Genomic DNA, 26,645 nt, shown 5'->3' on the forward strand with positions numbered 1-26,645 from the left:
GATTTGTATTTGCCTGTATTGGCAGTATTTTTTATGCTTCAGACAGTTAGCAAAGGCGGAGCTCTGAACATGCAGTACCTGATGCGCGGTTTGTCGTTAATTAAAACCAAAGGTCTGAAGCGTTATGTGGTGGTGCCGCTGAGCATCAATCTGGTGTTATTTGCCAGCGCATTCTTTTACCTGATGAGTCAGCTGGGTGCCTGGGTCGATCAGGTCGCAGCCACGTTGCCGGACTGGCTGAGCTTTCTGCAGTATCTGATTTGGCCATTGGCATTGTTTTCTATTGTGATGACGATGGCGCTGACCTTTACCATGATTGCCAACTTTATTGCCGCTCCATTTAACGGCTTACTGGCAGAAAAAACCGAGCTGTACCTGACAGGTCAGCCATTGCCTGATCAGGGGCTGTGGGCTTTTACCAAAGATATTCCGCGCCTGCTTGGCCGGGAATGGCAAAAGCTTGTGTACCTGCTGCCACGCGCCATTGGCTTTTTGCTGTTGTTCTGGATCTTGCCTGGTATTGGCCAGTTACTGTGGTTTTTGTTCTCCAGCTGGATGCTGGCGGTGCAGTACTGTGATTACCCCTTTGATAACCACAAAATCCCTTTTGCCACCATGCGTAAAGAGTTACGCGACCAATGGCAACTGAGTATGGGTTTTGGCATGAGTGTGTATGTGCTGAGCTTAGTACCACTGATTAACTTACTGATTATGCCGGTCGCCGTCTGCGGCGCCACCGCCATGTGGGTGGATCACTACCGCTACAAACCGCTGCGCAGCCAGCATTTGCGTAAGAACTGAAGAACGCTGTTAGCTTGGGGTCAGGTCTTGTATTTTGCATTGAAACGCAAAATACAAGACCTGACCCCAAAGTGTGAGGCTAAGTGGTGTGTTTACGCCGCCAGCGTACATCCATTTTGGCTTTCGGATGCAGGCTGCAATGTTGTTGCACCACCACAGGCCGTGACACGATCAGGTTGTTCGGGTACACCACCTGTTCATTGTGTTTTGTCACCAGCACAGTACTGAACAAATTGATTTCCAGTACCCGGCCTTCTACATAGTTGGAGCCGTCGATAATACGCACTTCAGCGCCAGGCGCGAAATTACGCTGGCCGAGCATAATGAAAAACGCTGTGATGTTAGAGATAAGTGACCAGGCGGCAAACAACGCCACCCCAATCACCGCGATCATTGAGGACGCAAGAACCAGCAGGCCTTTGATATCAATGCCCCAAACCACGCTGAGCACCACGACCAGCAGCAGAAACAACAGAATATGAAACACCACCAAAGCGCGGCGGTTCATTTCTTCTTTCAGCACACTGGCCGCAATAGTTTTGTACAGGAAAGGCGCAATACGCCGGCTCAGTACAATATAAAACAGAATAATCACCAGGCTGACAATGATCTGCACCACCGCAGGGCTGAAATGCGCAAACACCGCTTTCAGTTCAGCCAGCCATTGCATCGCTTGTTGCACTTTTATGTATCCTTTTTTGGCTAATCCAAATCGTTCAGTGCCCAACTGACGATATAGTCTTCAAACTTTTCCATATCGACCGCATCTTCAGAAATCGTCTTATTACGTACCGACATCTGCTTTTTGTGCATCAGGCTCTTTTTACCGCCATTCAGTAACGGGTGCCAGGACGGCAGGCCGCGGCCTTCGTATAAACGGCGGTAGCTGCAGCTGGTTGGCATAAAGAAAATGTCTTTCAGGTTCTCTTTAGTCAGCTTGACGCAGTCCGGCACCAGCACGGTACGCTGGTCATAAACGGTGCATTCACACTTGTGGCTGTTCAGGTACTTGCAGGCAATATTGGTGTAATACACCGTTTCTTCGTCTGCGATGTAATCGGTCGGGCCTTCCTGCTCTTCATCGTCAATAAATTTGTTCAGGCAGCATTTGGCACAGCCATCACACAGCGCCTCCCATTCCTGGGTGCTCATGTCTTCCAGGGATTTTTGTTCCCAGAATTTCTCAGTTAACACAGTTGGCCTTACGCAGACACGCTGGTCTGCAATGTAAAAAAGTCATTCAGTTCGATACCTAAGTGGTCGCCAGGCAACAAAGGCCCGACACCAGCAGGCGTGCCGGTCAGCACCAGATCGCCTGGCAGCAGGGTAAAATGCTGCGACAACTCGGCCAGAATACGCGCCACCGAGCGAATCATCATGCCGGTATGACCAGCTTGGCGTGGCTGGCCGTTGACCTGCAACGAAAACTCCAGCTGTTGCGGGTCTTTAATTTCTGAAGCCGCCACAAAACCCGACACCGGACAAGCCCGGTCAAAGCCTTTGGCAATTTCCCAGGGCCGCCCCAGCTCTTTTAAGCGCTTTTGCACATCGCGCAGCGTTAAATCCAGCGCCAGACCATAGCCCCATACGGCTTGCAAAGCTTCATGTTCTGACGCTTTGCTGAGCGGGCTTTGCAACAACACCGCCAATTCCGTTTCATTGTGCACCTCGCCCTGCCCCTGTGGCAGCAGCAAGGGCTGCTGCAAATGGCATAAAGCGGTCGAGGGTTTAATAAAAAACAGCGCTTCAGGCGCGGTTTTGCTGTTCATTTCAGCGATATGGTCCAGGTAATTCTGACCAATACACAACACTTTGCCGATGGGCAGCGCCAAAGGCTGTCCCTGACTGCCCAGATGCTGGTAGTTCATCCTTAGTCCTCACTGATAATCAGGTCAGCCAGATAGCCCACGCTGGTGACAAAATAATAAGAACGGTTCCAGTGCATTAATGTCTGGTAGTTGCTATAGGCAAGATAGACCCGGCCATGTTCATCGTCCGGCATCACTAAGGCGGCGCGGATATCCCGTTTTGGCAAAGCACCGCCTGCGGTAGTACGTACACCCAAAGCCTGCCACTCGGCCAGACTACGCTCAGACTGCGCCCACCACTGCAACCACTGCGCTCTGTCTTTACTGCCTTTAGGGATCACCAGGCCCAGGTCAAACTCTGCTGGCAAACGCACTTGCCGGCCCCAGGTCAGGCTCTGGTCCCAGCCTTCGGTTTTCAGGTAATTCGCCATCGAAGCCCAGGCATCCATCCGACTCTGCCAGATATTGATATGACCATCACCATCGCCGTCTTGCGCATAGGCCATAAAGGCACTTGGCATAAACTGGCTTTGCCCCATAGCACCGGCCCAGGAGCCTTTCATCTCAGGAAGAGAGACATGGCCAGCTGCCAGAATATCCAGTGCCAGGAAAAATTCTTTACGGAAAAACGCTTCACGCCGGCCATCATAAGCCAGCGTCGCTAAAGCAGAGGGCACAGAATAATTGCCCATCACTTTGCCGAAGCTACTTTCCAGTGCCCACAGCGCCATAATAAAACGCGGCTGAACACCATATTTTTTGCCAATACTGGCCAACTCTGTCTGATGTTCTTTATAAAACTTCCTCGCCAGCGTAATACGTTGTTTGCTGATGCGCTTGGGCAGGTAGGTGTCGAGTGTTTCCACAAATTCCGGCTGCTTTTTATCAGCCACCACCGCAGATTTATAATGCTGCAGGTTAGCAAACACCTGCTTGACCAGCGCGGCCGGGTAGCCGCGTTCAGTGGCTTCCTTTTTTAAACCAGCCACATACTGCTCGAAACCTGGCTTGTGATCTGCAGCTGCCGGAGCAGCGTTGGCGGCAGTCTTTGAGGCTGCAGTGCTGTTGGCAACCGACTGGCTGCACGCCAGTAACCCAGCCGACAACAGCACCGGCAGATACCAATTCAACTTCATTGTTGCTCCTTGTTTAACCAGTCCTTATGCTCAGCCAGCCAGTCTTCTTGCTGCGGTGGCATTTGCAGATAAAAGCCCTGTTCATTTAATGACTGCCGTACTTTTTCAATGTCGGCATTGGCCAGTTGGTCACGGCCAGCCAGATTCAGCAAGGTCACCAGTTGAGGTGGGCCAAAGCTGTTGAGCAGGGCTTCAGGCACCGCAGAGAAATCGTCACGGCGCAGAACATACAAAAAGGTCTGGTCTTTTTTCGGGCTTTTATAGATAGCGCATAACATAGGGCAAAAACTACTCTGACTAACTTGCCTTGGGGGTGCGCAAACTATAACATGAAGCACCAGCCTTGCGTATCAGAGCGTGCAAGGGCTGCAAAGAATTTTGCCTTAACAAATCAAAGAAAAATAAGCGCTATTTCATCTATGTCAGATCATTCCTTTGAACTAAAAGGGAGTTTATTCCCTCTGTCTGTGTTGTATTGCCAGGATTTATCTGCCAGCGCACTGAAAACCCAGCTGGAACAAAAACTGTCCCAGGCTCCGGCTTTTTTTTACCGTGCCCCCGTGGTTATTAATATTGAAAGCATCAACGAGGTGCCGGATTTCGTCGCCATTAAGCAGGTGTTTGCTGAGTTGGAGCTGGTGCTGGTGGGCGTTTGTGGTGCCAATACAGAACTGAAAAAAGCGGCGCAGTCTGCTGGCCTCGCGTCATTGCAGCTGAGCAAAAACAAAACGCCTGCCAAAGAACACAAAGAAGAAAAAGCCGCACCTGCCCCCGCAGCCCCAGTGCTGATGGACACCAAAATTGTTGAACAGAACATTCGTTCTGGCCAGCAAATTTACGCCAAAGGTGCGGATCTGGTAATTCGTGGTACTGTAGGTGCAGGAGCTGAAGTTATTGCCGATGGCAATATTCATGTGTACGGAGCCTTGCGTGGTAAGGCCATTGCCGGTGCCGCCGGAGACAGCAGTAAACGTGTGTTCTGCCACAAGTTAGAAGCAGAATTAATTTCGATCGCCGGCAGTTACTGGCTCAGTGACAGTCTGCAGGGTGAATACTGGGAGAAATCGGCCTGCATCAGTTTGCAGGACGATAAATTGGTTTTAGCAGATTTGCTTTAAGGATATTTTGCGATGGCAAAAATCATTGTTGTAACGTCAGGAAAAGGCGGTGTTGGTAAAACTACTTCCAGTGCTGCCATTGGTACAGGTATTGCGATGCGCGGTTTTAAAACCGTGATCATCGATTTTGATATTGGCCTGCGGAACCTCGACCTGATTATGGGTTGTGAGCGTCGCGTGGTGTATGACTTTGTCAATGTGATCAATAACGAAGCCAACTTAACTCAGGCACTTATTAAAGATAAACGCATCGACACCTTATTTATTTTGCCTGCGTCGCAAACTCGCGATAAAGATGCATTGAGCAAAGAAGGCGTTGAACGGGTGCTCAACGACCTGAGCAAAGACTTCGATTACATTATTTGTGATTCACCTGCAGGTATTGAATCCGGTGCCATGATGGCGCTGTATTTTGCCGATGAAGCTGTGGTGGTGACGAACCCTGAAGTGTCATCCGTACGCGACTCAGACCGTATCCTCGGTATGCTGAGCAGCAAATCACGCCGCGCCGAGCAAGGCCAGTCAGGCATCAAAGAACACCTGCTGCTGACCCGCTACAACCCGGAGCGGGTAGAAAAAGGCGAAATGCTGAGCGTGGAAGATGTCGGTGAAATTCTGGCGATTAAACTGCTGGGTGTGATCCCTGAATCTCAGGCGGTGCTGAATGCATCGAACTCAGGTACTCCGGTCATTCTGGATGAAGAAAGTGACGCAGGCCAGGCCTATCTGGACACAGTTGCCCGCTTACTGGGTGAAGATGTGCCTTTCCGTTTCCTGAATGTGGAGAAAAAAGGTTTACTGAAACGTCTGTTTGGAGGCTAACCAATGTCGTTATTGGACTATTTTCGCTCGTCGAAAAAGAACACTGCCTCGACTGCCAAGGAGCGGTTACAAATTATTGTGGCCCATGAGCGCCGTCGTCGCACCAGCCCGGATTATCTGCCGCAACTGGAGCGCGATATTCTGGAAGTGATCCGTAAGTACGTCGACATTGCCGACGACCAGGTGTCTGTGTCACTGGAGAAAAGCTCAGATGAACTTTCTGTGCTGGAATTGAACGTGACCTTCCCGGAAGAGAAAAAAGGCAGCTAAGGCTGTCTTTACAAAGAAAAAGGCCCTGCGGGGCCTTTTTTTATTGCTGCAGCTACGGCCATTCAGGGCCACTGAATATGTGCAATCACAGGCAGATAAGGTTTGATCAATGGCGCCCGCCAGTTACGTAATAACTCAGGCACCGGCACTTCTGAACGCTCAGCATCACTGATACGCCAGATCCAGTTAAAGAGCTCGTTGACCTGTTTGCGCACCGCCAGCAGCTCCGCCGGAATATCGGCGTTTTTTGCCGCCAGCTTAATGCAGTCCACCAGCTTTTGCTGCTCTTCCTTCTGACCTGCAAATACATCGCGATGATAGAAGGTATGAGGACACTGCTCGGCCGGTAAGGCTTTGGCTTTTTCAATCAGCGCCAGCACGGTTTTGCCGTGACGGCGTACTTCACGTTGTGGGATCTCCGGAATATTCAGCATCGATTCGATGCTGCCTGGGCGGCGTTTGGCAATATCCAGTAAATGGAAGTCTTTAAATATCAGCCCCAGCGCCATGTCTTTTTGCATAGCGTATTGCTGGCGCCAGACCACCAGCTCACGTAAAACAGCCAGTTCGCGCGGGTTCAGTAAAAAGCTGTTTTTCACTTCCAGATGCTTAAAAGCATCCGGCCAGGAGACATGGCGACGCGCGATTAAATGACGACCTTCCGCCAGCAACAGTTCGAGTTGATTCTTCTGCTCAAGCTCAGTCAGCAATTGCTGGTACACCGGCAGTAAATATTCCACATCGTGCGCGGCATAACGCAACTGCAACGGGCTGAGCGGCCGCGCCAGCCAGTCGGTACGCGATTCACTTTTATCCAGCTCTTTACCGGTTACCTTGTGCACCAGCTTGGCGTAGCCCAGGCTACTGCCCCAACCCAGCAGTTCGGCGGCCAGTTGGGTGTCAAACAGTGGAGTGATATCCAGTAGTTGTTTGGTGGCCAGCGCTTCCAGATCTTCAGTGCAGGAATGGATCACTTTCACCACATTGGGATTGGCCAGTAAGGCGCGAAGGCTGGTCCAGTCTAAATCAGCCAAGGGGTCAATCAGCGCCAGACGACTGCCATCAAACAGCTGAATTAACCCCAGCTTAGGGTAAAGGGTACTTTGCCGGATAAACTCTGTGTCCAGCGCCAGACTGGCCGCCTTGCTGGCTTCTGCACAAAATTGATCGAGTTCGGTTTGGCTGCTGATTAACTGGTCGCTCATGCTTGGTCCTGTGTCCGGCGCACCGTGCCCCTGAAAAAACAAACCGGCGAATTCGCCGGTTTTGTTGTTCTGAGTTAGCCTTTCAGCTCACGTCGCAGGATTTTTCCTACATTGGTTTTTGGCAATTCTGTGCGGAATTCTACCAGCTTCGGTACCTTATAGCCCGTTAAACGTTCCTTACAGTGCTTAATCAGCTCAGCATCGGTCAGGCTTTGGTCTTTTTTCACTACGAAAATTTTCACCGCTTCACCTGTGGCTTCGTTGGGCACACCAATGGCAGCAACTTCCAGCACTTTCTCGTGCATGGCCACCACTTCTTCAATTTCATTCGGGTAGACGTTAAAACCAGACACCAAAATCATGTCTTTTTTGCGGTCCACGATGTAGAAGAAGCCGTCGTCATCCACTTTGGCGATATCGCCTGTGGCCAGCCAGCCTTCATCATTCAGTACCTTGGTGGTTTCTTCTGGTCTGTTAAAGTAACCTTTCATCACCTGTGGGCCTTTCACCCACATTTCACCGGCTTCGCCAGCGGCCACTTCTTCGCCCTGATCGTTTACCAGTTTGATATCGGTAGAAGGTGCAGGTAAACCAATGCTGCCATTGTAGGCTGGCAGGTTGTATGGGCTGACCGTGACCAGAGGTGCACATTCAGTCAGACCATAACCTTCCACCAGACGGGTATGCGTCACTTTCTGCCAGCGCTCAGCCACTGGGCGTTGCACCGCCATACCACCACCCAATGCCAGTTTCAACCTGCTGAAATCCAGCTGGGCAAAACCAGGGGTATTTAACAGGCCGTTAAATAAGGTGTTTACACCGGTCAGGGCAGTAAATGGGTACTTGGCCAGTTCTTTGACAAAGTTGGGCATGTCACGTGGGTTCGTGATAAGCAGGTTGGTGCCGCCGTACTTCATAAACACCAGGAAATTGGCCGTTAAGGCGAAGATATGGTACAGCGGTAACGCAGTCACAATCAGCTCTTTGCCTTTGCTCAGCAGCGGGTCCAGACAACCGGCCGCCTGCTCCAGGTTGGCGATCATATTGCGGTGCGTCAGCATCGCGCCTTTGGATACACCAGTGGTACCACCTGTGTATTGCAGGAACGCTAAATCGTCACCCACCACTGCAGGTTTCTGATAACGGCTGACATCGCCCTGGCCAATCACGGTTTTGTAAGTGGTGCTGTGTTTCAGGTTATGAGCCGGGATCAGCTTTTTGACATGCTTAACCACCAGATTGACGATGCTGCCTTTGAGCAGGCCAAGCATGTCACCCATTTGGGTCAGTATCACATGTTCAACGCCTACTTTGTCTTGCACGTCAGCCAGCGTGTGGGCAAAGTTTTCGACAATCACAATGGCTTTGGTTTTCGAATCGTTCAGCTGATGTTCCAACTCACGAGGGGTGTACAACGGGTTAACGTTCACCACCACACAGCCAGCGCGCAGGATGCCGAGAATACAGACAGGGTATTGCAGCAAGTTCGGCATCATCACCGCTACAGCGTCGCCTTTTTGCAGTTTCAGCTGATGCTGCAGATAAGAAGCAAATTTCAGGCTCAGCTCGTCCAGTTGACGGTAGGTGATGCTTTTGCCCATATTGATGTACGCTGTTTTGTCAGCGTACGCTTCGATGCTTTCGGAAAAAACCTCTAACAATGACGGATAATGATCGGCATTGATCTCAGCTGGCACGCCAGCCGGATAACTTTGTAACCAGAGTCTGTCCACTGTCCTCTCCTCGTGGTATTGGCAGTTTTATAATTATTTTAGTGAGCGTTTTGCCTTGATATGCCCAGTTAACGTGGCCCACAAAGCAAAGGTCGAGTTTTTACTCTAATCCGGCATCATCCCATAATTGCTTTATTTGTACAATTGTTCGCTGAATCATCCATTTTTATAATCACTATAACAGCAGGAAATTTCAGCTGACCAGCAAAAGCTGCTCTATTTGCTTAGCAACAGCAACCGATTGAGTCATATGACAATGATGTCCGCCTGGCACCGTCAGCAGATTAAGTTTGGCGTAACATCCGGCAAAACGCTGCTGAGCATCTTGCATCATCGGTAAGCCCTGCTCGGCCATCAACACATGTACTGGGCATGCAATAGCACGCAGCAGTTGCTCGGCCTGTTCGGGCATCAGCCGGTACATGGACGACTCACGCAGCCGTAAATCAGCGCGCCAGCTGCAGCCATTCTCCACTGGCTCAGTGCCCCGCTCGGCCAGCAGCAAGGCACTGGCAACATCCAAATCGCCTTGCTGCAATCGCGCCTGTGCCGCCGCGGCAAGATCAGGGTACAGCGGCTTTTGTTTGCGTTCACTTTGCCAGCGACTCTGACTGGCACTGCGTAATTGCTGCACCACCGCCCTGGCATCGCCCAGTACCAGACCAAAAGAGTCAATCAGGATCAGCTGCTTCACCAGCTCCGGGTGCACAGCTGCCAGTACAGAGGCAATCATACCGCCCATCGAGTGGCCAATCAGACTGATCGGACCCCATGATTGCTGACGCAATAAACTGGCGATATCGTGCACATAGTCGAGAAAATGATAGCTGGCATCCGGGCTTCGGTGCGACGACCAGCCATGGCCGGGCAAATCCAGCGCCAATAGTGAATACGTAAGGAGCTGCTGCGCCAAAGGCGCAAAGCTGTTGGCGTTGTCTAACCAGCCATGCAGACAAAGTGCATCAGGCTGCTCTGCCTGACCAGATTGCCAGGCCGCCAACGTTAAATTACCAGCTAAGGTGAAACTTAGCTGGCGCTCTAAGGCTGGATTATTGCAGTGTTGGTTTAACAAATTTCAGCGTCATCCTGTCGCTTTCCCCGATCGCCAGATATTTGCTGCGATCAGCCAAGCCCATGGCCAGTGTCGGAGGCAAAGCATACACGCCTTTTGGATAATCTTTAGTGTCGTTCGGGTTGGCATTAATTTCGGATTGCGCCACCAATTGAAAGCCCGCAAGACCAGCCACGTGAATCACATAGGATTCATCCAGATAGCCTTCAACCGCTGAGCTGGAAATTTCAGACACTTTACTGGCCCTGTGGTCCACCAAACCAAAGACCCCACCGGGTTTTAGCACGTCGTAGACTGCGCGAAACACGTCCAGCAGGTAGCCCTGTTCATTCCAGATATGGCTATTGCGGAACGACAGCACCATATCGTACTGGTTCACCGGCCCCATATACATATAAGCCGGAGGGTCAAACTCCAGTTGCTGCACCGGGCCAAAATAGGATGCGTTTTGTGTCAGGTGCTGGTTCAGCTTTTCGGTAATGCGGCTCCAGAAAATCTTCCTGTCATCCGTCATGCTACCGTCATCGCTGCGAAAGGTTGCCACCGTCAGTTTGCCTTTGTCTTTCAGATAAGGCGCCAGAATTTCGGTGTACCAGCCGCGGGCCGGCCAAATTTCCAACACCTGCATGTCGGGTTTTAAGCCGAAGAAACTTAAGGTTTCTACCGGGTGCCGGTATGGATCGCGAGCCTTGTCTTCGGCACTGCGGATGGGCTGATCGACCCAATGTTGTAAGTCAGCAGCCTGCGGGGTTGCCGCAGACGCTGCAAAATGAAAGAGGCATACAAAGCTAAGGCTGTACTTTAGTCTTGTTGTTATCGACATGAACCGGACCTTGTGTGGTTGTAGTTTGTTTTGTAATGGTTTTCACTCGGATGCCTGGACCGTAAAACCCACTCCAGTACGGATAAGGACGGTAATAAGGCCATGGATCCACATACTCGACCCGGGTGTCCTGCAATTTAGGCCAGACATAGACTTTTGCGTCGTTAATGACCGGATAAACATACTCGTATTGATCCACTTTGCCTTGCTCTTTGCGGCCCAGTTCACCCAACACAGTCACAGATTTGCCTTGTTGGTACACCATCGGATCCAGGAATCCTTTGATGTACGCCACAAAACGGCCGTGGCTCTGATCGGATACAGCAGGACGACCATTAGAACCGGATGGGAAATACACCACTTCCAGCCGGGTTTTATCTTTCTGATTGCTGACTGCAGCAATCACTCCACTCCAGCGTGCAGTGCCAAAATCAGTTCCGGCTTGCACCGCTGTGTCGTAATTCACCAGCGCCACGTTGTCTGCAATACGGACCTGCTCTGGGTAACTGGCACAACCCGCCAACACCACCAATCCGAACAGAATGGCAACAGATTGTTTTATCATGATAATTTTTACCTCTTGGCGTGATACAGCTTAGATATCCAGCAGGCGAGTTAGTTCCGTTTTACTCTATGCGAAGGCCGCATCCGGCGCAAGCACCGGCTGCACTTTCGCGACAACCAGGCTTTCGTCTGAGCCAACTACCCACTGGGCGTGTTTATCATTTTGTCATCCCAGCCTAGTACCTTAAGATGAACCCTTGCTGAGTCTACCTGCCTGTAAACGGGCAATTTGTTGAAAAAGGTCAAACGATGTTAAAAAAAACTGCGTTAATGGTCTGCGCTGCCCTGGCTGCAGCCCCTGCACTGGCGGCACCAAAAAATATTATCTATATGATTGGCGACGGCATGGGCCCGGCTTATCTGGCTGCCTACCGGTATTATATGGACGACCCGGCCACCAAAACCGTGGAGCGCACCATATTTGATGAGCTTTGGGTTGGCGTTGCCACCACCTATCCTGATGACGATACGGTCGTGACGGACTCAGCTGCAGCCGCCACAGCGCTGGCCACCACCCATAAAACCTATAACGGCGCCATTTCGGTGGATCATCAACACCATAACCTGACCACCATGCTGGAAATTGCCAAAGCCAAAGGCAAAACCACAGGGGTGGTCGCCACCGCCCAGATTAACCACGCCACTCCAGCCAGCTTTATTGCACACGACCCGGCGCGCCGTAACTACGACGCTATTGCCGATGATTTCTTTGATAACAGAGTCCATGGCAAGCCAGTCGCCGATCTGATGCTCGGTGGCGGCACTCAGTACTTTATCCGTAAAGACCGCAACCTGGTCGAGCAGTTTAAAAGCGAAGGCTACCAATACGCCGACAACTGGGACGGCCTGCGTCAGTTGAATAAATTACCTGCCATGGCGTTACTGGCACCAGAAGGCTTTGTCAGCACCATTGATAACCCAGAACCTGCACCGCTCAAACAAATGACCGAAAAAGCGCTGCAGCTGATGAGCGGCAGTGAAAAAGGCTTTGTGGTGATGATTGAAGGCAGTCAGATTGACTGGTGTGGTCACGCCAACGACGTTGCCTGCGCCATGGCAGAAATGCGCGATTTCGCTGAGTCCATTAAAGTGGCGAAGGCCTATGTCGACAGTCACCCGGATACCCTGCTGGTGATCACCGCCGACCATGAAACCGGTGGTTTATCTTTGGGTGCAAACGGCCAGTACGCCTGGAAACGGGATGTGATTAAAAAAGTGAAAAACAGCGGTGACTATATTGCAGACCAACTGCTGCCACTGAAAGATGCAGCCACCTTGTATCAGGCCTGGTTGAGCTTTACCTCTTTGCCGCTGTCTGCTGAAGAACAACAACTGCTGGTCAACGCCCGTGCCGAAGGCCAGAAAACGCTTGCCAAAGCAGTCAAACAGCGCATTGATCATCATTCGTTAACCGGATGGACCAGTGGAGCCCATACCGCCATTGACGTGCCTGTGCTCGCTTATGGCGCTGACAAAGCGGCCTTTGCTGGTTTCCAGGACAATACCGATATCGCTGCCAAGCTGATTGAGTTTATTCAGAAGTAAGTGACGGGAAAAGAGACTCTAAGCGAACAAATCCACACTGAATAGCTGCTGGATTTGTTCGCGTTTTTCCTGATTCGCCAGGCTTTGATAAGCCTGCAGTGCCTGACGGTTTTTGTTATTAGGCTGGTCGTAACTGGTGCGGCGTTGCTCCTGCTGTTCATCCAGCAGACTGATCACCTGAGCACTGGCTTTAACGCCACTGCCTTCTGGCTGGGCAGGTTTTTCCGCCACAGGCTTGGCAGGCACCGGCAAAGACGCCAGCCCCTGAAAAACCTGTGCCACATTCTGGCTTTGTGGAATGTCACGACTGACAGTCACACTCATGAAATTCGTTCCGCCTGTTTAAGTCAGTTTATTTTTTACCGGCCCGGCAGCTTTTGCCAGGTGACCTCGTCACGAACATAACTTGGCTCGGCCTGTTCAGCGGCAAAAAATTGCCCCAAACGGCAAGCCATTGCCGCATGCGGCAACATATCCTGTGCTGAAGGGTACAGAATTGTTGGGCTGTGCAGCACCTGTGCGAAATCCTCTTCTCCGGAATTGCCAGTTTTATGCCAGTCTGTCAGCGCTTGCAAATAGGTCTGCCAGCCAGTGCCGACCGCACAAATAGGGCCCTTGAGCTTCGGAGCCGGCAGCGACGCAGGTTTACAGGCAATTTCTTCGCTAAGTGGCTGCATCAGGCCAAAATCATCCAGCGAAAAACTGGCGATATAGACTTCACTCATACGCGCATCAATAGCAGCTACCACCTGATGGGCCTGATGCACACGATGCGCCGCCTGTGCCATGGCCGCCAGTGTCGACACACCATAAACCGGAAGATCGGCGCCAAAGGCCAGACCTTGTGCCACACCAACACCAATACGCACACCAGTAAAGCTGCCCGGACCTTTGCCAAAGACTAAACCGTCCAGTTGCTGCAAGGTCAGGCCAGCCTGGCTCAGCAATTGCTGCACCATAGGCAACACCCGTTTGCTGTGTTGTTGCGGACAGACTTCGTCCAGTGTCAGCAGTTGATCATTCAGTTGTAACGCCACCGAGCAAGCTTCAGTGGATGTATCCAGGGCCAGTAATTTCACCAGCACTCCTTAATCTCGTACTTAATCTTGTAATTGCTGCAGAAATTCTACCGCAGAGTGCAGGTCCCGGCTACGCCGCATTGGCGGTAAACTTTTCAAAAATACGGCACCATAAGGCTTAGTGACCAGCCGGTTATCACCAATCACCAGCACGCCCTGGTCGGACACATCCCGAATCAGCCGGCCTACCCCTTGTTTTAAGGTAATAACGGCCTGAGGTAACTGCACCAACGCAAAAGGGTCTTGCCCTTTGAGCTGGCAATCTTCATGTCGCGCCTGCAATAAAGGGTCGTCCGGTGACGCAAAAGGCAGTTTGTCGATAATGACACAACTTAAGGTGTCCCCCCGCACATCCACCCCTTCCCAGAAACTGCCGGTGCCGAGCAATACGGCATGTCGGGTTTCAACAAACTGCTCCAGCAACAAGCGTTTGCTGGTACTGCCCTGCACCAGTACAGGCAAGCTTAAATGCTGTGGCAATTCATTCGCCATCCACTGCAACATGCGGTGACTGGTAAACAGGAAAAAGCAGCGGCCCCGATTGGCTTCAATCAGAGGTACCGCCACTTTCAGCAGCGCCTGAGCAAAACGTGGGTCGCTCGGTTCAGGTAAATAACGTGGCACCAGCAACATGGCCTGTTGCTGGTAATCAAATGGACTGTCGAGCAGCAAGGTCGCAGCATTTTGCAGCCCCATTTGCGCGGCATAATGGTCAAAGCCGTTGTCCACCGACAAGGTGGCCGAAGTGAATACCCAAGCCCTTTTCTGACCGAACACCAGCTCACTGAATTTATCGGCAATGCTAAGCGGCGTTAAATGCAGGCCTAAATGTTGACGGCTGGTTTCATACCAAAAGCTGACGCCGGTTTTTTGCACGTCCTGCAATTTCTCCAGCTGGTTTTTCGCCTGAGTCAGCCGCTCAAATACATGGTCCACCACCTCATTGCGGCCAAGACTGCCTTTGAGAACCTGATACAACATGCCCATAGCGTCGAACACCCGGGTCAGTGCCAGCTGAATTTCCGGCCGCTGATACGCGTCCCGCCAGTTGCCGCGCTGCGGGTCCTCCGGCCATAACAGCCGTAAATCGCGGGTCAGCATCGCCAGCTTATCGGCGGTTTTGCTGAGCTGCGGGTGGTCGCGCAGTTCGGTTTTGCAGACCAGGTCCAGCTCTTTGCACAGTTCTAACAAAGTTCGGGTCGACAAGGATTCGCCAAAATACTCGGACGCAATATCAGGAATTTGATGGGCTTCATCAAAAATCACCACATCCATTTGCGGTAACAGTTCGCCAAAGCCAGTGTCTTTCAGTGCCATGTCGGCAAAAAACAAATGGTGATTCACTACAACTAAATCAGCTTGTTGGGCTTTTTTGCGCGCCTTAAGCAGGTGGCAATCTTCAAAGCTGGGGCAGTCTTTGCCCAAGCAGTTGTCTGTGGTACTGGTGACTAAAGGCAGGGCTTTTGAGTCTTCAGCAATGTAAGTCAGCTCTCCGACGTCACCACTTTGTGTTTCCACCGACCACTTTTTGATCAGTGCCAAATCATTCAGCAGCGCAGGTTCCATGCTGGGCGCATGGCCATAATGCTGCTGCAGCCGGAACAGGCAGAGGTAGTTGGAGCGGCCTTTGAGCAGACTGGTCTCGACCGGTAATTTCAGCGCTTTGAGCACAGTCGGCAAATCACGGAAAAACAGCTGCTCCTGCAGGTTTTTGGTCCCGGTCGACAGGATCACCTTTTTGCCCGACAACAAAGCCGGTACTAAATACGCGAAGGTTTTGCCTGTGCCCGTACCAGCTTCGACCACCAGGGCGGAGCCTTGCTCTATGGCCGATGTGACCGCCAGCGCCATTTGTTTTTGTGGGTCGCGGGCGCGAAAACCGGCAATCGCCTGCGACAAGGCGCCTTGTTCGGCAAAAGCCGATTCCACTCGTTGACGGAACATCAGCGCTGACCTTGCCGGGCTGGAAAACTGAAATGCTGCAAATCCACTAACCTGCTGAGAAAAACAGCCGCTATTATGCCTTTGTCAGACAAAAATATCTAAGTGACCATCGGCATCAGCGTGCTGATCGGCTTCCGGTGTGATCTGAGGGGTAACTGCTGCGGCTGCCGAAGCGGCTTGTCCCTGGCCATTCCGGCCTTTTTGCTGCTTCTGCTGTTCTTTGAGCAGTATTAAAAAACGTTTTTCGTTTCTGTCATAAGCGCTGATCCGGGCGTCTTTAAACACCGGCGTGATCATAGGCCCAGCTGATGCGGTTGGTGTGCCCGGCGGTCGCTGCAAATAAGGAAATAAGATGTCCATCAAAGCCTCCTTTGTATTGTTATCGGCCGGAACCGCCACAACTTTATCTATACAACCTGCTTACATATTAACCAAATCAAAAGCCTGACTCTCTTGTTTATTTTGACCGTCGCTTATAGAACAAATTCACAAATCATCATCAAACACAATAAATTCAAAGCATTAAACAAATCTCCAAACCAATTGGATTGGAAAAATCATTGAATTTTCTGCTTGCCTGTACTGCGCAAATCCGCTAGCTTGTATACAACCTAAGCAGGAGATACTCATGAAATTGTTCAACAGCTGGCACCATCATCACCATCATTTGTCCGACTAGCTAGTCCTTGTTGACCATGGAGGCTAGTTTGTACACGGCCTCCGATGGGAACTCTGCAACAGATGCAAACAAAAACCCCGGGGCCAGAACCCCGGGGTTTTTGTTTTTAACGCTTTAAAAAATAGACGAGACAGCATATGACAGTAGACGGCAAAAGATTACGTATTGCGATGCAGAAATCCGGTCGCTTATCGCAGGATTCACAAGCACTGCTGACCAGTTGTGGTTTGAAAATCAACTTACGTGAGCAGCGCCTGATTGCCCATGTCGAGAATATGGAGATCGACCTGCTGCGGGTGCGCGACGACGATATTCCGGGCCTGGTGATGGATGGTGTCTGTGACCTTGGCATTGTCGGCGAAAACGTGCTGGAAGAGCTGTCGCTGCAGCGCCAGATCGACAACGAACCTTATAATTATCAGGTGTTAACCCGCTTAGACTTTGGCGGCTGCCGTTTATCTATTGCAGTACCACAAGAAGAAAACTACCAGTCGGTGAAAGATTTGGAAGGTCGCACCATTGCGACCACCTACCCTCGCCTGCTCAACCGCTACCTGAAACAAAATGGCGTCAATGCCCGGGTGGTGACGTTAAAAGGTTCAGTGGAAGTGGCACCTCGTGCAGGTCTCGCCAGTGCCATCTGTGATTTAGTTTCCACCGGTGCCACGCTCGAAGCCAATGGCCTGAAAGAAGTAGAGGTAATTTACCGCTCCAAAGCTGTGCTTATTCAGCGCCGCGATCTGGCAGAAAGCAACAAGCTGAACATGATCAACAAACTGATGCCACGTATCGCAGGCGTGATGCAAGCCAATGAAAGCAAATACATTATGCTGCACGCCCCACGGGCTCAGCTGGAACAGGTGATTGCGTTATTACCTGGCGCTGAGAACCCGACCTTATTGCCGCTGGCTGGCAATGACGCCATGGTTGCCATCCACGTGGTCAGCAGCGAAACCCTGTTCTGGGAAACCATGGAAAAGCTCAAAGCGCTGGGCGCTAGCTCGATTCTGGTGCTGCCGATTGAAAAGATGATGGAGTAAACCAGCATGCAAATCCAAGCTTGGCCTGCGCAGCAAGCGGCACAGCAACAGCTGCTGGCCCGTCCGCTGCAACAGCAATCGCAGCAATTGACCGATGCAGTGCGCAGTATTATTCAGGCAGTGAAAACCGAAGGCGATGTGGCGCTACGCCGTTTCAGCGCAGAGTTCGACCGGGTTGCTGACAACCCGCTGCGTTTATCCGCCGAGCGCCAGCAGCAGTTAATCAGCGGTTTATCGGATGAGCTGAAACAAGCCATTGAAACGGCTTATGGCAATATCCGTCGTTTTCACGCCGCGCAAGTTCCGCAAGACATTGAACTGGACACCCAACCCGGCGTGACCTGCCAGCTGAAATACCAGGCCATCACCAGCGTGGGTTTGTATGTGCCAGGCGGCAGTGCGCCACTGCCTTCAACTGTATTAATGCTGGGTATTCCGGCTCAGTTAGCGGGCTGCCCGCGTGTGGTGCTGGTGACGCCGCCGGGTCAGCCTCAGGCTGGTGACATTGCCGCCGAAATTGTCTATGCAGCCTCACTCTGCGGCATCAGCGAAATTTACACCTTAGGCGGCGCTCAGGCCATTGCCGCTTTAGCCTATGGCACTGACACTATTGTGCCTGTCGATAAAATATTTGGCCCCGGCAACCGCTATGTTACCGAAGCCAAACAGCAAGTCAGTCAGGATGCCCGCGGCGCGGCCATTGATATGCCAGCGGGCCCCTCTGAGGTGCTGGTGATAGCCGATGACAGCGCCAACCCGGTGTTTGTTGCCGCCGATTTATTGTCGCAAGCCGAGCACGGCCCGGATTCGCAAGTGGTGCTGGTCAGCCCCTCTGAAGCCTTGCTCGATGCGGTGGTGGTGGAACTGGAACGCCAAACCGCCTTATTACCCCGCGGCGCTATTGCCGAAAAGGCACTGGCCAACAGTCGGCTGATTTTAACCAAAGATTTGGCCAGCGCAGCGCTGGTCAGCAATTTATATGCGCCAGAGCACCTGATTATTCAGACCCGTGACGACGAGCAACTGCTTGGCAGCCTTACCAATGCCGCCAGCATTTTTGTCGGGCCTTTTACGCCGGAGTCAGCCGGTGATTACGCCAGTGGTACGAACCATGTGTTGCCGACTTACGGCTATAGCCGCAACCACAGCAGTTTAAGCCTGGCCGATTTTTACCGCCGTTACACAGTGCAAAAACTGACAGCAGCCGGCATGCGCGCGCTGGGGCCAACCATTGTCAAACTGGCCAAAGCCGAAGGCTTAGACGCCCACGCTAATGCCGTGTTGTTTCGCTTAGATGTATTAAAAAGCCAGGCCAGCCAAGAGGATGTTTCGGCATGAAGATCAGTGAATTAGCCCGCGATAAAGTCAAAAACCTGGTGCCGTACGCCTCGGCCCGGCTTAGCATGAGTGGTGGGTCGGTCTGGCTCAACGCCAATGAAAATTCGCTGGCTACCCAGTATCAGTTAAGTGGCGACTACAACAGATACCCGGATTGCCAGCCACCAGCCTTGATCCAGGCCTATGCCAGCTACGCTGGTGTCAGCCCTGATCAGGTGCTGACCAGCCGCGGCGCCGACGAAGGCATTGAACTCTTAATCAAAAGCTTCTGTGAGCCGGGTAAAGACCGCATCAGCATTTGCCCACCGACCTATGGCATGTACAAAATCAGCGCCTTTAGCCAGGACGTTGAGGTCAATACAGTGCCGCTGACCAAGGAGCTGACGCTGGACCTGCCAGCGCTCTTTGCGGCGCCAGACACCAAGCTGGTGTTTATCTGCAGCCCGAACAACCCGACGGGAGACTTAATTCCACGTCAGCAAATAATTGAGGTACTGGAGTTTTTCGCCGGCAAAGCACTGGTGGTGCTGGATGAAGCCTATATTGAGTTTGCTCCAGAAGCGACTGTGGTGAATTTACTGGCCGACTACCCGCATTTGGTGGTGCTGCGTACCTTGTCCAAAGCCTTTGCGCTGGCTGGCCTGCGCTGTGGCTTTACCCTGGCGCAGCCGCCTGTGATTGCCGCACTGAAACAAATGATTGCGCCCTACCCGGTGCCGGCGCCTGTAGCAGACATTGCGGTGCAGGCACTGTCCAAAGAAGGCCAGCAGCAGATGCGCAGCAGAGTGCAGACCATTTTGCGCGAACGCGACCATTTCAGCCGTTTTGCCGCCGACTTGCCCTATGTCAGCCGGGTGTACAGCACGGCTGCCAACTATGTGCTGCTGAGCGTGCCTGACGCCGCCGCTGTGGTAAGCGCCATTGCCGACAAAGGCATTTTAATTCGCAACCAGTCCAGCCAAATTGGCCTGGGCCAGGTGGTGCGGGTGTCGATTGGCAGCCCGGCCGAGATGCAACAGCTAAAAGCCGTAATGGCAGAGCTGTCGTTTTGATGATGATTATGATTTTCCAAAAGAATTGATGAGCTGAGGTTTGCAATGACCGCTTTGCCTATTTTATTTATCGACCGCGACGGCACCATGGTGGAAGAGCCACCTGTCGACAAACAACTGGATAGCCTGGAAAAACTGACTTACGAGCCAGATTTAGTGCCAAGCCTGCTGAAGTTACAAAGTGCCGGTTACCGGCTGGTGATGGTCACCAATCAGGACGGCCTGGGCACCGACAGCTTTCCTCGCGACACCTTTGACGCACCACATGACAAAATGATGCAGCTGCTGACCTCGCAAGGCATTCGATTTGACGACGTGCTGATTTGCCCGCACTTTGAGCGAGACAACTGCAGCTGCCGCAAACCCAAACTCGGGCTGGTGAAGGACTACCTGCAGCAAGGCAAAATCGACTTTACCAATTCTTTTGTGATTGGTGACCGCCAAACCGACGTGCAGCTGGCCGAGAATATGGGCCTGCGCAGTTTCCGTTACGACCGGAGCACTTTGGGCTGGAAAGCCATTACTCAGGCGCTGCTAAGCAAAGGCCGCACCGCCAGTGTCAGCCGGGTGACCCGCGAAACCAATATTCAGGTGACGGTGGATTTAGACCAAAGCGGCGCCAACCAAATCAGCACCGGCGTTGGCTTTTTTGACCATATGTTGGACCAAATAGCCACCCACGGCGGCTTCTTATTAAAGCTGACCGTCGAAGGCGATTTACATATTGATGACCACCACAGTGTGGAAGACGCAGCACTGGCGCTGGGGCAGGCGCTGAAACAAGCACTTGGCAATAAAAAAGGCATTCAACGTTTTGGTTTTGTGCTGCCGATGGATGAATGCCGCGCCGAATGTGTGCTGGATTTATCCGGCCGGCCGCTGTTGAAATTTGACGCTGAGCTTGGTCAGGGTCAGGTCGGCACCCTGAATCTGGAAATGGTGCAGCACTTTTTCAGAAGCCTTAGCGACGCCATGCTGATGACGCTGCACTTGTCCGTCAGCCCAGGCAACAAACACCATATGGTGGAAGGCTTGTTTAAAGCGTTTGGCCGCGCCTTGGGCCAGGCCATTAAAGTCAGCGGCGATGCATTGCCAAGCAGTAAAGGAGTGCTCTGATGAGCCTGGTGATTGTTGATACCGGCTGCGCCAATATCAGCTCTGTGTACTGCGCCTTTAAACGCCTGGGGGTGGAGGCCAAAGTCAGCCGCGACCTTGGCGAGATTAAAAACGCCGCCAAACTGCTGTTGCCTGGTGTTGGCGCCGCCCGTCAGGCCATGAGCAATTTACAGCAGCGTGATTTAATCGACACTTTAAAAGCCGCGCCACAGCCATTGCTTGGCATTTGCTTAGGTATGCAGCTTTTGACCGACCACAGCGAAGAAGGTGATGTCGCCTGTTTAGGTATTTTACCCGGCGAAGTCAAACGCATGCAGGTCGGCAAGCTGCGCTTACCGCATATGGGCTGGAATACGTTGACGACCACCGACGCCGGACAACAGCACCCGTTGCTCGCCGGTATTGGCGCACAGGATTATGTCTACTTTGTGCATAGCTTTGCGGTGGCGCCATCGGCCATTACGCTCGCCAGTTGCGACTATGGCCAGCGCTTTGCGGCAGTGATTGGTCAGGGCAATAAATTTGGTGCTCAGTTTCACCCGGAGCGCTCCGGCAAAGTGGGCGCGCTGCTGTTACAGAACTTTTTAAGCCTGAAGGCTGATTGAGGAAAGCTTGTGATTATTCCTGCAATTGATTTGATTAACGGTAAAACGGTGCGGCTTTATCAGGGCAGTTACGACCAGACGACAGAATATACGCAAAGCCCGCTGCAGCTGCGGGATTTATACGCCGAAGCAGGCGCAGGCCTGCTGCATCTGGTGGATTTAACCGGCGCAAAAAACGCTGCTGAGCGCCAATTGCCACTACTCAAACAACTGATGCAAAACGCACCGCTGCCAGTTCAGGTCGGTGGTGGTGTGCGCACCGAAGCCGATGTGGAGCAACTGCTCGAAGCTGGTGCTTCACGCGTAGTAGTTGGCAGTGTTGCGATTCGCCAGCCTGAACTGGTCAGTGACTGGTTACGCCAATACGGTGGTGAACGTATCGTGTTGGCGCTTGATGTCGTCATTCGTGCTGATGGCGCCAAAACCCTGCCAAGCCATGGCTGGATTGAACAAAGTGAACTCAGGCTGGAGCAATTACTGGATGGCTACTTAAGCTCTGGTGCCCGCCATGTGCTCTGCACCGACATCAGCAAAGACGGTACTCTGCAAGGCCCAAATCAGGCCTTGTACCATGAAGTGGCGGCCCGTTATCCGCAAATTGTCTGGCAGGCCTCTGGCGGTGTCGGCGCCTTGTCAGATATCAGCGCATTAAAACCAACAGGGGTTGGTGGTGTGATTTTAGGCCGCGCTTTACTCGAAGGTAAATTTACCGTGCAGGAGGCAATTCAATGCTGGCAAGACGCTTAATTCCCTGTCTGGATGTGCGGGATGGCAAAGTGGTGAAAGGCGTGCAATTTCGTAACCACGAAATTATCGGCGAAATAGTGCCGCTGGCGCAGGCTTACGCCGAACAAGGCGCCGACGAGCTGGTGTTTTACGACATTACCGCCTCCAGCGATGGCCGTGTGGTGGATAAAAGCTGGGTGCGCCGCATTGCTGAAGTCATTGATATTCCATTTTGTGTCGCAGGTGGTATTAAATCTGTGGCCGACGCAGGGCTGATTTTAGAAATGGGCGCCGACAAAATTTCGGTGAACAGCCCAGCGCTGGCACGGCCTGAGCTGATTAGCGAGCTGGAACACAACTTCGGCCAGCAATGTGTGGTGGTCGGTATCGACAGCTTCTTTGACAAAGCAACGGGCCAGTATCAGGTGTATCAGTTTACCGGCGATGAACACCGCACCCAAAAAACCAGCTGGTTAACGCTGGACTGGGTGAAACAGGTGCAGCAACTGGGGGCAGGTGAAATTGTACTCAACTGCATGAACCAGGACGGCGTGCGCCAGGGGTATGATATTGCTCAGCTCAAAGCCGTGCGGGCGAGTTGCTCGGTGCCGCTGATTGCCAGTGGCGGTGCCGGTGCTAAGGCGCATTTTGCTGACGTATTCAAACAAGCCGATGTTGACGGTGCCTTGGCCGCGTCGGTGTTTCACAAAGGCGTAATTGCCATACCTGATTTAAAGCAGTATTTGCTGGCACAGCAGTTGGAGATCCGGCCATGAAACTGACTCTTGAAAATTTAGACCAACTGGATTTTTCCAAAGGCGATGGTTTGCTGCCAGTCCAAGGCTTGCTGCCAGTCATAGTCCAGCACGCCCGTTCCGGCAAAGTGCTGATGCAGGGTTACGCCAACCGTGAAGCGCTGGAACATAGCCTGCAAACTGGTGCTGTCACCTTTTTCAGTCGCAGCAAAAACCGGCTTTGGACCAAAGGCGAAAGCTCAGGCCATACGCTGAAGCTGTACAACATGACCGCCGATTGTGACCGCGACAGCATTCTGGCTTTGGCGCTGCCACAAGGCCCTACCTGCCACACTGGCAGCGAAACCTGCTGGTTTGACACCGACGCCAATAGTCCCAGCCTGAGTTTTATTGACGATCTGGAACAAGTGATCCACAGCCGCTACGGCGCTGACCCCAGCACCAGCTACACCGCCAGTTTATTTGCCAAAGGTGTCAAACGCATTGCGCAAAAAGTGGGGGAAGAAGGCGTGGAAACCGCATTGGCTGCCACAGTTGGCGATAAAGAAGAGTTGAAAAACGAAGCAGCCGATTTGTTGTACCACCTGCTGGTGTTATTACGCAGCCAGGATATGGCGCTGGACGATGTGGTGCAGGTATTAAAACAGCGGCATAAATAGCGGCCTTGGCCACAACCTGTGGCAGCCGCTTTATACCGAGCGGCTGCCACTTAAGTAAATAGAAATAACCCAGCCACCAGATAACCCGATCCTATACCAATAGCAAACACCGAGAAAAACCGGATACGGGCCAACTGTTTCGCCACTTGAAACACGTTTTTGCCTTTGAGTAGAGAATCCACCATGTAGTCCTGACCCAAAATAGAACTCAGCACCGACAAGCCAAAAATCGCCAAAGCAATATAGACATCTTTGCCCGCTTCAATCAGTTTGGTTTGGATCAGCAGTACCAGACCACCACAAATCGCCGACGATAACCAGGCATATTGTTTTAACAGTTCGAAATGCAGCTCCGTCGCTAAGGTTTCATTCGGTCGCTGTTGATCCATATGTTGAGCCTGTGTTGGCGCATCGCACTCAGCAGACACTGAGCCCTGTAATATAGGTTGTGGCGAGTCTGGCGCAGCCTGTTGTGGTTCCGTCATCGGGGTCATACTCCTGTTGTTATCAGTACTGTGCAGTCAAAGCCAAAAGGCGTGAAGCAACACTATGTTGTTTAAGCCTCCAGATTACGCAACAATTACACAACCTGTCGATGACTATGTGTTTACCTGCCGGGTGAGCCGACCAGCACTGGGGTCTACAGCTTTTTGTTAGTTCACCCTTGAGCAGCCCTAAGGCAATTGCCTACAATGGCACACTTTTTTAACTGACAGGCCAACGCCATGAACGATACCGTCGCCCGCCCGGATTTACCGGACCGTCTTTCTGTCCACCCACGCAGCCCACATTACAATGCCGAAGTCTTTGCCCATGACATTGGCATTCGCTTAAACGGCAAAGAGCGCTTTGACGTGGAAGAGTACTGCATCAGCGAAGGCTGGGTAAAAGTGCCGGCAGGTAAAGCCGTGGACCGCCGTGGTAATGCGCTGCTAATCAGCATTAAAGGCACTGTTGAAGCCTATTACCGCTAAGCTTCTGTGCCCTTACAACACAAGGCAGCCTGGATTGGCTGCCTTTTTGTTTGTTCCGCACCTGAGTGTTGTGCACACAAGCGGCAAAAAACTACAAGACTGCATTTTTCTGCGCATCTGAGTTAGCCTGTGGTTTTAGTTTTGCCGCGGAGCAACAGATGAAAAACTGGTTATTTTTAGGCATTGCCATTGTCTGTGAGGTGATTGCCACCTCAAGTCTGAAATCCAGCGAAGGCTTTAGCAAACTTCTCCCCTCTCTGCTGGTGGTTACAGGTTATGCCGCCGCTTTTTACTTTCTATCGCTGACACTGAAGAGTATTCCTGTTGGCATTGCTTACGCTGTATGGTCTGGGCTAGGCATAGTGTTAGTGTCTCTGGTCGCCTGGCTGTGGCACGGCCAAAAAATTGACCATTGGGGTCTGGTCGGTATGGCACTGATTATTAGTGGTGTCCTGGTGCTGAATTTATTATCAAAAACCAGCCCGCACTAAGAATGCAACTATGCTGAACAGACCTGCCAAGTTCCTTGCCTGTTAAGGAGCAGTATGAACACTGGTGTTGTTTTATTCGTATGTCTTTTGACGGTGTTGTGCAGCCCGGCATTTGCCTCTTCCCTTCCTTGTCATTTAACAGTTCCGGTTACAGAACAACCGCATCAAAGTACCTCGACTGAGCCCAGCCGCTGGCGTGCGCTGCAGCAAGAATTGCTTCAGCTATTGGCGCAAAGTGCGGACTGCAGCATTCAACTGATTAAAGTGCCCTGGGCCCGCGGTTTAGTGATGTTGCAGGACGGGGAGCTCGATTTAGTGATGACCTTGTCCAAAACAGCGGAACGTGAGCGTTATGCCGACTTTATTGGCAGCCACTATATGGAAGAAATGGTGCTGGTACTGCGACGGGACTATCAACAGCAAGTGTTGAAGCTGGATGACCTGTTGCAGCTGCCTGGAAAAATCGCCGTATTGCGTGATGGTTTTTATGGCGAAGAGTATCAGCAGTTAAGGCGTAACCCCGCCTTTGAACGTAAACTGCAACCGGCGCAAACCATCAGCCATCAACTGGCGTTTCTGCAACATCAACGAGTACTTGGCATCATTGGTGAAAAAGCCCAATACGAGCGATGGGCCAGCAGCCATCCAGAACAGGCGGCAGACTATGTCGAGCAATTGCTGGTCAACCGCAACCCGGTGTATTTTGCCGCCAGCCGCAAAGCGCTGAGCCAGCAACAACGTGATCACCTGCGGCAAAGTTGGGCCAAAGTTTATGGCTCCACTGCCCATAAAGCCATTTTGCAAAAATATGGCTGGAGTACGGTGTTGCAATAAGTCTCAGATCTTACTTGCCAAACTCAGGTTAAGACAGCTACGCTGCCCCGTTACAAAAAAGTTAAAAATCATTATTTCCCATAACACCGCGGATAAGGAATTTTATGAAAAAGCCGCTAGTCACAGCACTGATAGTAGTGTGTTGTTGGTCCTCTCAGACGATGGCTGCAGGTTTAGGCCTGGTGGGAGATGTCAGCGTCAGCGGTATGTTCAGCCCAGAAGTACAAGAATTTAAAATTAAACAGGTGCATCCCGGCTCTTTGGCCGAAAAAGCCGGATTGGTAGCAGGCCAGACTATCCTTGCTATTGATGACTGCAAAATCCCTGGCTGTCCGGCCAATAAAGCCCGTACCCTGATGAAAAAAGCCACTGGTGAAACACTTCAGCTACTAGTCGCAAATCCTGATGGGAAAGAGCAGCTGGTCAGCATCCTCTTCGAATAAGACAGCTCAGGCG

32 protein-coding genes are annotated in these 26,645 nt (G+C 52.0%); 17 read left to right on the top strand and 15 right to left on the bottom strand.

Annotation, left to right across the window (positions count from 1 at the left end; genetic code table 11):
• Positions 1-69: 69 nt before the first annotated feature.
• A complete protein-coding gene (cysZ, locus tag ACFO3I_RS07275) occupies positions 70-801 on the top strand; it encodes a sulfate transporter CysZ (RefSeq protein ID WP_377332918.1) in 732 nt (243 codons plus the stop codon).
• 79 nt (positions 802-880) lie between these two features.
• On the opposite strand, the gene ACFO3I_RS07280 is transcribed toward cysZ, so the two are convergent.
• The 5 genes from ACFO3I_RS07280 to ACFO3I_RS07300 are packed head-to-tail and all read right to left on the bottom strand — an operon-like array spanning position 881 to position 4,023.
• A complete protein-coding gene (locus ACFO3I_RS07280; RefSeq protein WP_377332920.1) occupies positions 881-1,483 on the bottom strand; it encodes a mechanosensitive ion channel domain-containing protein in 603 nt (200 codons plus the stop codon).
• Between the two features lie 20 nt (positions 1,484-1,503).
• Positions 1,504-1,995 (bottom strand): YcgN family cysteine cluster protein, encoded by a 492-nt coding sequence (locus ACFO3I_RS07285; RefSeq protein ID WP_377332922.1) that lies wholly within the window; start codon positions 1,993-1,995, stop codon positions 1,504-1,506.
• An 8-nt stretch (positions 1,996-2,003) separates the two neighbouring features.
• Complete coding sequence (locus ACFO3I_RS07290) at positions 2,004-2,669, bottom strand: fumarylacetoacetate hydrolase family protein (protein ID WP_377332924.1); 666 nt, start codon at positions 2,667-2,669, stop codon at positions 2,004-2,006.
• Positions 2,670-2,671: 2 nt separating this feature from the next.
• Positions 2,672-3,745 carry a lytic murein transglycosylase gene (locus ACFO3I_RS07295; RefSeq protein WP_377332925.1) on the bottom strand — a complete coding sequence of 358 codons (1,074 nt, stop codon included), beginning with the start codon at positions 3,743-3,745 and terminating at the stop codon, positions 2,672-2,674.
• Entirely contained in the window at positions 3,742-4,023 is a 282-nt protein-coding gene (locus tag ACFO3I_RS07300; protein ID WP_377332927.1) for a YcgL domain-containing protein, read from the bottom strand. The genes ACFO3I_RS07295 and ACFO3I_RS07300 overlap by 4 nt, the downstream gene beginning before the upstream one ends.
• A gap of 141 nt (positions 4,024-4,164) precedes the next feature.
• On the opposite strand from ACFO3I_RS07300, the gene minC reads away from it, so the two are divergent.
• From minC to minE, 3 genes are read left to right on the top strand one after another with little or no spacing between them, the layout of a single operon-like run.
• Complete coding sequence (minC, locus tag ACFO3I_RS07305; protein ID WP_377332929.1) at positions 4,165-4,863, top strand: septum site-determining protein MinC; 699 nt, start codon at positions 4,165-4,167, stop codon at positions 4,861-4,863.
• A 12-nt stretch (positions 4,864-4,875) separates the two neighbouring features.
• Entirely contained in the window at positions 4,876-5,685 is an 810-nt protein-coding gene (gene minD / locus ACFO3I_RS07310) for a septum site-determining protein MinD (RefSeq protein WP_377332931.1), read from the top strand.
• A 3-nt stretch (positions 5,686-5,688) separates the two neighbouring features.
• Positions 5,689-5,955: a cell division topological specificity factor MinE gene (gene minE / locus ACFO3I_RS07315; RefSeq protein ID WP_377332933.1), complete on the top strand. Its 267-nt coding sequence runs from the start codon at positions 5,689-5,691 to the stop codon at positions 5,953-5,955.
• Positions 5,956-6,017: 62 nt separating this feature from the next.
• On the opposite strand, the gene rnd is transcribed toward minE, so the two are convergent.
• From rnd to ACFO3I_RS07340, 5 genes are all read right to left on the bottom strand, one after another.
• Positions 6,018-7,160, bottom strand: coding sequence for a ribonuclease D (rnd, locus tag ACFO3I_RS07320; protein ID WP_377332935.1), 1,143 nt, complete (start codon positions 7,158-7,160; stop codon positions 6,018-6,020).
• A gap of 74 nt (positions 7,161-7,234) precedes the next feature.
• Positions 7,235-8,893 (bottom strand): long-chain-fatty-acid--CoA ligase FadD, encoded by a 1,659-nt coding sequence (gene fadD, locus ACFO3I_RS07325; RefSeq protein WP_377332937.1) that lies wholly within the window; start codon positions 8,891-8,893, stop codon positions 7,235-7,237.
• Positions 8,894-9,086: 193 nt separating this feature from the next.
• Positions 9,087-9,965 carry an alpha/beta fold hydrolase gene (locus ACFO3I_RS07330; protein WP_377332939.1) on the bottom strand — a complete coding sequence of 293 codons (879 nt, stop codon included), beginning with the start codon at positions 9,963-9,965 and terminating at the stop codon, positions 9,087-9,089.
• On the bottom strand, positions 9,943-10,788 hold the full coding sequence (locus ACFO3I_RS07335) for a class I SAM-dependent methyltransferase (protein WP_377332941.1): 846 nt from the start codon (positions 10,786-10,788) through the stop codon (positions 9,943-9,945). Before ACFO3I_RS07335 ends, ACFO3I_RS07330 begins: the two co-directional genes overlap by 23 nt.
• A complete protein-coding gene (locus ACFO3I_RS07340) occupies positions 10,754-11,353 on the bottom strand; it encodes a Slp family lipoprotein (RefSeq protein WP_377332943.1) in 600 nt (199 codons plus the stop codon). The genes ACFO3I_RS07335 and ACFO3I_RS07340 overlap by 35 nt, the downstream gene beginning before the upstream one ends.
• 248 nt (positions 11,354-11,601) lie before the next feature.
• On the opposite strand from ACFO3I_RS07340, the gene ACFO3I_RS07345 reads away from it, so the two are divergent.
• Entirely contained in the window at positions 11,602-12,897 is a 1,296-nt protein-coding gene (locus tag ACFO3I_RS07345; RefSeq protein ID WP_377332945.1) for an alkaline phosphatase, read from the top strand.
• 18 nt (positions 12,898-12,915) lie between these two features.
• On the opposite strand, the gene ACFO3I_RS07350 is transcribed toward ACFO3I_RS07345, so the two are convergent.
• The 4 genes from ACFO3I_RS07350 to ACFO3I_RS07365 all read right to left on the bottom strand — a co-directional run bounded on the left by ACFO3I_RS07350 (position 12,916) and on the right by ACFO3I_RS07365 (position 16,280).
• Positions 12,916-13,221, bottom strand: a complete 306-nt coding sequence (locus ACFO3I_RS07350; RefSeq protein WP_377332947.1) for a hypothetical protein — start codon at positions 13,219-13,221, stop codon at positions 12,916-12,918.
• A gap of 35 nt (positions 13,222-13,256) precedes the next feature.
• Positions 13,257-13,976, bottom strand: coding sequence for a tRNA (adenosine(37)-N6)-threonylcarbamoyltransferase complex dimerization subunit type 1 TsaB (tsaB, locus tag ACFO3I_RS07355; protein ID WP_377332949.1), 720 nt, complete (start codon positions 13,974-13,976; stop codon positions 13,257-13,259).
• Between the two features lie 21 nt (positions 13,977-13,997).
• A complete protein-coding gene (locus ACFO3I_RS07360; protein WP_377332951.1) occupies positions 13,998-15,920 on the bottom strand; it encodes an ATP-dependent DNA helicase in 1,923 nt (640 codons plus the stop codon).
• 84 nt (positions 15,921-16,004) lie between these two features.
• Positions 16,005-16,280 (bottom strand): hypothetical protein, encoded by a 276-nt coding sequence (locus ACFO3I_RS07365; RefSeq protein ID WP_377332953.1) that lies wholly within the window; start codon positions 16,278-16,280, stop codon positions 16,005-16,007.
• A gap of 456 nt (positions 16,281-16,736) precedes the next feature.
• Between ACFO3I_RS07365 and hisG the strand changes: the two genes are divergently transcribed.
• The 8 genes from hisG to hisIE are packed head-to-tail and all read left to right on the top strand — an operon-like array spanning position 16,737 to position 23,890.
• A complete protein-coding gene (gene hisG, locus ACFO3I_RS07370; RefSeq protein WP_377332955.1) occupies positions 16,737-17,639 on the top strand; it encodes an ATP phosphoribosyltransferase in 903 nt (300 codons plus the stop codon).
• Positions 17,640-17,645: 6 nt separating this feature from the next.
• Positions 17,646-18,977 carry a histidinol dehydrogenase gene (hisD, locus tag ACFO3I_RS07375; protein WP_377332957.1) on the top strand — a complete coding sequence of 444 codons (1,332 nt, stop codon included), beginning with the start codon at positions 17,646-17,648 and terminating at the stop codon, positions 18,975-18,977.
• Positions 18,974-20,029 carry a histidinol-phosphate transaminase gene (gene hisC / locus ACFO3I_RS07380; protein ID WP_377332959.1) on the top strand — a complete coding sequence of 352 codons (1,056 nt, stop codon included), beginning with the start codon at positions 18,974-18,976 and terminating at the stop codon, positions 20,027-20,029. The genes hisD and hisC overlap by 4 nt, the downstream gene beginning before the upstream one ends.
• Positions 20,030-20,074: 45 nt before the next feature.
• On the top strand, positions 20,075-21,145 hold the full coding sequence (gene hisB, locus ACFO3I_RS07385; RefSeq protein ID WP_377332961.1) for a bifunctional histidinol-phosphatase/imidazoleglycerol-phosphate dehydratase HisB: 1,071 nt from the start codon (positions 20,075-20,077) through the stop codon (positions 21,143-21,145).
• Complete coding sequence (hisH, locus tag ACFO3I_RS07390) at positions 21,145-21,750, top strand: imidazole glycerol phosphate synthase subunit HisH (RefSeq protein ID WP_377332962.1); 606 nt, start codon at positions 21,145-21,147, stop codon at positions 21,748-21,750. Before hisB ends, hisH begins: the two co-directional genes overlap by 1 nt.
• Positions 21,751-21,759: 9 nt before the next feature.
• A complete protein-coding gene (hisA, locus tag ACFO3I_RS07395; protein ID WP_377332963.1) occupies positions 21,760-22,497 on the top strand; it encodes a 1-(5-phosphoribosyl)-5-[(5-phosphoribosylamino)methylideneamino]imidazole-4-carboxamide isomerase in 738 nt (245 codons plus the stop codon).
• On the top strand, positions 22,479-23,252 hold the full coding sequence (hisF, locus tag ACFO3I_RS07400) for an imidazole glycerol phosphate synthase subunit HisF (RefSeq protein ID WP_377332965.1): 774 nt from the start codon (positions 22,479-22,481) through the stop codon (positions 23,250-23,252). The genes hisA and hisF overlap by 19 nt, the downstream gene beginning before the upstream one ends.
• On the top strand, positions 23,249-23,890 hold the full coding sequence (gene hisIE, locus ACFO3I_RS07405; protein WP_377332966.1) for a bifunctional phosphoribosyl-AMP cyclohydrolase/phosphoribosyl-ATP diphosphatase HisIE: 642 nt from the start codon (positions 23,249-23,251) through the stop codon (positions 23,888-23,890). Before hisF ends, hisIE begins: the two co-directional genes overlap by 4 nt.
• 50 nt (positions 23,891-23,940) lie before the next feature.
• Here the strand turns inward: hisIE and ACFO3I_RS07410 are convergent, their stop codons facing one another.
• Complete coding sequence (locus ACFO3I_RS07410) at positions 23,941-24,375, bottom strand: hypothetical protein (protein WP_377332967.1); 435 nt, start codon at positions 24,373-24,375, stop codon at positions 23,941-23,943.
• 240 nt (positions 24,376-24,615) lie between these two features.
• Here ACFO3I_RS07410 and ACFO3I_RS07415 point away from each other — a divergent pair, with 240 nt between their 5' ends.
• The 4 genes from ACFO3I_RS07415 to ACFO3I_RS07430 all read left to right on the top strand — a co-directional run bounded on the left by ACFO3I_RS07415 (position 24,616) and on the right by ACFO3I_RS07430 (position 26,632).
• Entirely contained in the window at positions 24,616-24,864 is a 249-nt protein-coding gene (locus ACFO3I_RS07415) for a DUF3297 family protein (protein ID WP_377332968.1), read from the top strand.
• Between the two features lie 158 nt (positions 24,865-25,022).
• On the top strand, positions 25,023-25,355 hold the full coding sequence (locus ACFO3I_RS07420) for a DMT family transporter (RefSeq protein WP_377332970.1): 333 nt from the start codon (positions 25,023-25,025) through the stop codon (positions 25,353-25,355).
• Between the two features lie 54 nt (positions 25,356-25,409).
• Positions 25,410-26,189 carry a substrate-binding periplasmic protein gene (locus ACFO3I_RS07425; protein ID WP_377332971.1) on the top strand — a complete coding sequence of 260 codons (780 nt, stop codon included), beginning with the start codon at positions 25,410-25,412 and terminating at the stop codon, positions 26,187-26,189.
• 104 nt (positions 26,190-26,293) lie between these two features.
• The gene (locus ACFO3I_RS07430) at positions 26,294-26,632 is read left to right on the top strand and encodes a PDZ domain-containing protein (RefSeq protein ID WP_377332973.1); all 339 of its coding nucleotides are present in this window, start codon (positions 26,294-26,296) and stop codon (positions 26,630-26,632) included.
• The last annotated feature ends 13 nt before the right edge of the window (positions 26,633-26,645 follow it).

The sequence above is a fragment of the Rheinheimera marina genome (assembly GCF_042654345.1).
Lineage (GTDB): Bacteria > Pseudomonadota > Gammaproteobacteria > Enterobacterales > Alteromonadaceae > Pararheinheimera > Pararheinheimera marina.

What these genes read in the sequence shown, in the direction of transcription:
- cysZ (WP_377332918.1), top strand. Translation starts at nt 70, where the DNA reads ATGCAGTACCTGATGCGCGGTTTGTCGTTAATTAAAACCAAAGGTCTG.
- ACFO3I_RS07290 (WP_377332924.1), bottom strand. Translation starts at nt 2,669, where the DNA reads ATGAACTACCAGCATCTGGGCAGTCAGGGACAGCCTTTGGCGCTGCCC.
- ACFO3I_RS07295 (WP_377332925.1), bottom strand. Translation starts at nt 3,745, where the DNA reads ATGAAGTTGAATTGGTATCTGCCGGTGCTGTTGTCGGCTGGGTTACTG.
- ACFO3I_RS07300 (WP_377332927.1), bottom strand. Translation starts at nt 4,023, where the DNA reads ATGTTATGCGCTATCTATAAAAGCCCGAAAAAAGACCAGACCTTTTTG.
- minC (WP_377332929.1), top strand. Translation starts at nt 4,165, where the DNA reads ATGTCAGATCATTCCTTTGAACTAAAAGGGAGTTTATTCCCTCTGTCT.
- minD (WP_377332931.1), top strand. Translation starts at nt 4,876, where the DNA reads ATGGCAAAAATCATTGTTGTAACGTCAGGAAAAGGCGGTGTTGGTAAA.
- minE (WP_377332933.1), top strand. Translation starts at nt 5,689, where the DNA reads ATGTCGTTATTGGACTATTTTCGCTCGTCGAAAAAGAACACTGCCTCG.
- rnd (WP_377332935.1), bottom strand. Translation starts at nt 7,160, where the DNA reads ATGAGCGACCAGTTAATCAGCAGCCAAACCGAACTCGATCAATTTTGT.
- ACFO3I_RS07335 (WP_377332941.1), bottom strand. Translation starts at nt 10,788, where the DNA reads ATGTCGATAACAACAAGACTAAAGTACAGCCTTAGCTTTGTATGCCTC.
- ACFO3I_RS07340 (WP_377332943.1), bottom strand. Translation starts at nt 11,353, where the DNA reads ATGATAAAACAATCTGTTGCCATTCTGTTCGGATTGGTGGTGTTGGCG.
- ACFO3I_RS07345 (WP_377332945.1), top strand. Translation starts at nt 11,602, where the DNA reads ATGTTAAAAAAAACTGCGTTAATGGTCTGCGCTGCCCTGGCTGCAGCC.
- ACFO3I_RS07350 (WP_377332947.1), bottom strand. Translation starts at nt 13,221, where the DNA reads ATGAGTGTGACTGTCAGTCGTGACATTCCACAAAGCCAGAATGTGGCA.
- ACFO3I_RS07360 (WP_377332951.1), bottom strand. Translation starts at nt 15,920, where the DNA reads ATGTTCCGTCAACGAGTGGAATCGGCTTTTGCCGAACAAGGCGCCTTG.
- ACFO3I_RS07365 (WP_377332953.1), bottom strand. Translation starts at nt 16,280, where the DNA reads ATGGACATCTTATTTCCTTATTTGCAGCGACCGCCGGGCACACCAACC.
- hisG (WP_377332955.1), top strand. Translation starts at nt 16,737, where the DNA reads ATGACAGTAGACGGCAAAAGATTACGTATTGCGATGCAGAAATCCGGT.
- hisD (WP_377332957.1), top strand. Translation starts at nt 17,646, where the DNA reads ATGCAAATCCAAGCTTGGCCTGCGCAGCAAGCGGCACAGCAACAGCTG.
- hisC (WP_377332959.1), top strand. Translation starts at nt 18,974, where the DNA reads ATGAAGATCAGTGAATTAGCCCGCGATAAAGTCAAAAACCTGGTGCCG.
- hisB (WP_377332961.1), top strand. Translation starts at nt 20,075, where the DNA reads ATGACCGCTTTGCCTATTTTATTTATCGACCGCGACGGCACCATGGTG.
- hisH (WP_377332962.1), top strand. Translation starts at nt 21,145, where the DNA reads ATGAGCCTGGTGATTGTTGATACCGGCTGCGCCAATATCAGCTCTGTG.
- hisF (WP_377332965.1), top strand. Translation starts at nt 22,479, where the DNA reads ATGCTGGCAAGACGCTTAATTCCCTGTCTGGATGTGCGGGATGGCAAA.
- hisIE (WP_377332966.1), top strand. Translation starts at nt 23,249, where the DNA reads ATGAAACTGACTCTTGAAAATTTAGACCAACTGGATTTTTCCAAAGGC.
- ACFO3I_RS07410 (WP_377332967.1), bottom strand. Translation starts at nt 24,375, where the DNA reads ATGACGGAACCACAACAGGCTGCGCCAGACTCGCCACAACCTATATTA.
- ACFO3I_RS07415 (WP_377332968.1), top strand. Translation starts at nt 24,616, where the DNA reads ATGAACGATACCGTCGCCCGCCCGGATTTACCGGACCGTCTTTCTGTC.
- ACFO3I_RS07420 (WP_377332970.1), top strand. Translation starts at nt 25,023, where the DNA reads ATGAAAAACTGGTTATTTTTAGGCATTGCCATTGTCTGTGAGGTGATT.
- ACFO3I_RS07425 (WP_377332971.1), top strand. Translation starts at nt 25,410, where the DNA reads ATGAACACTGGTGTTGTTTTATTCGTATGTCTTTTGACGGTGTTGTGC.
- ACFO3I_RS07430 (WP_377332973.1), top strand. Translation starts at nt 26,294, where the DNA reads ATGAAAAAGCCGCTAGTCACAGCACTGATAGTAGTGTGTTGTTGGTCC.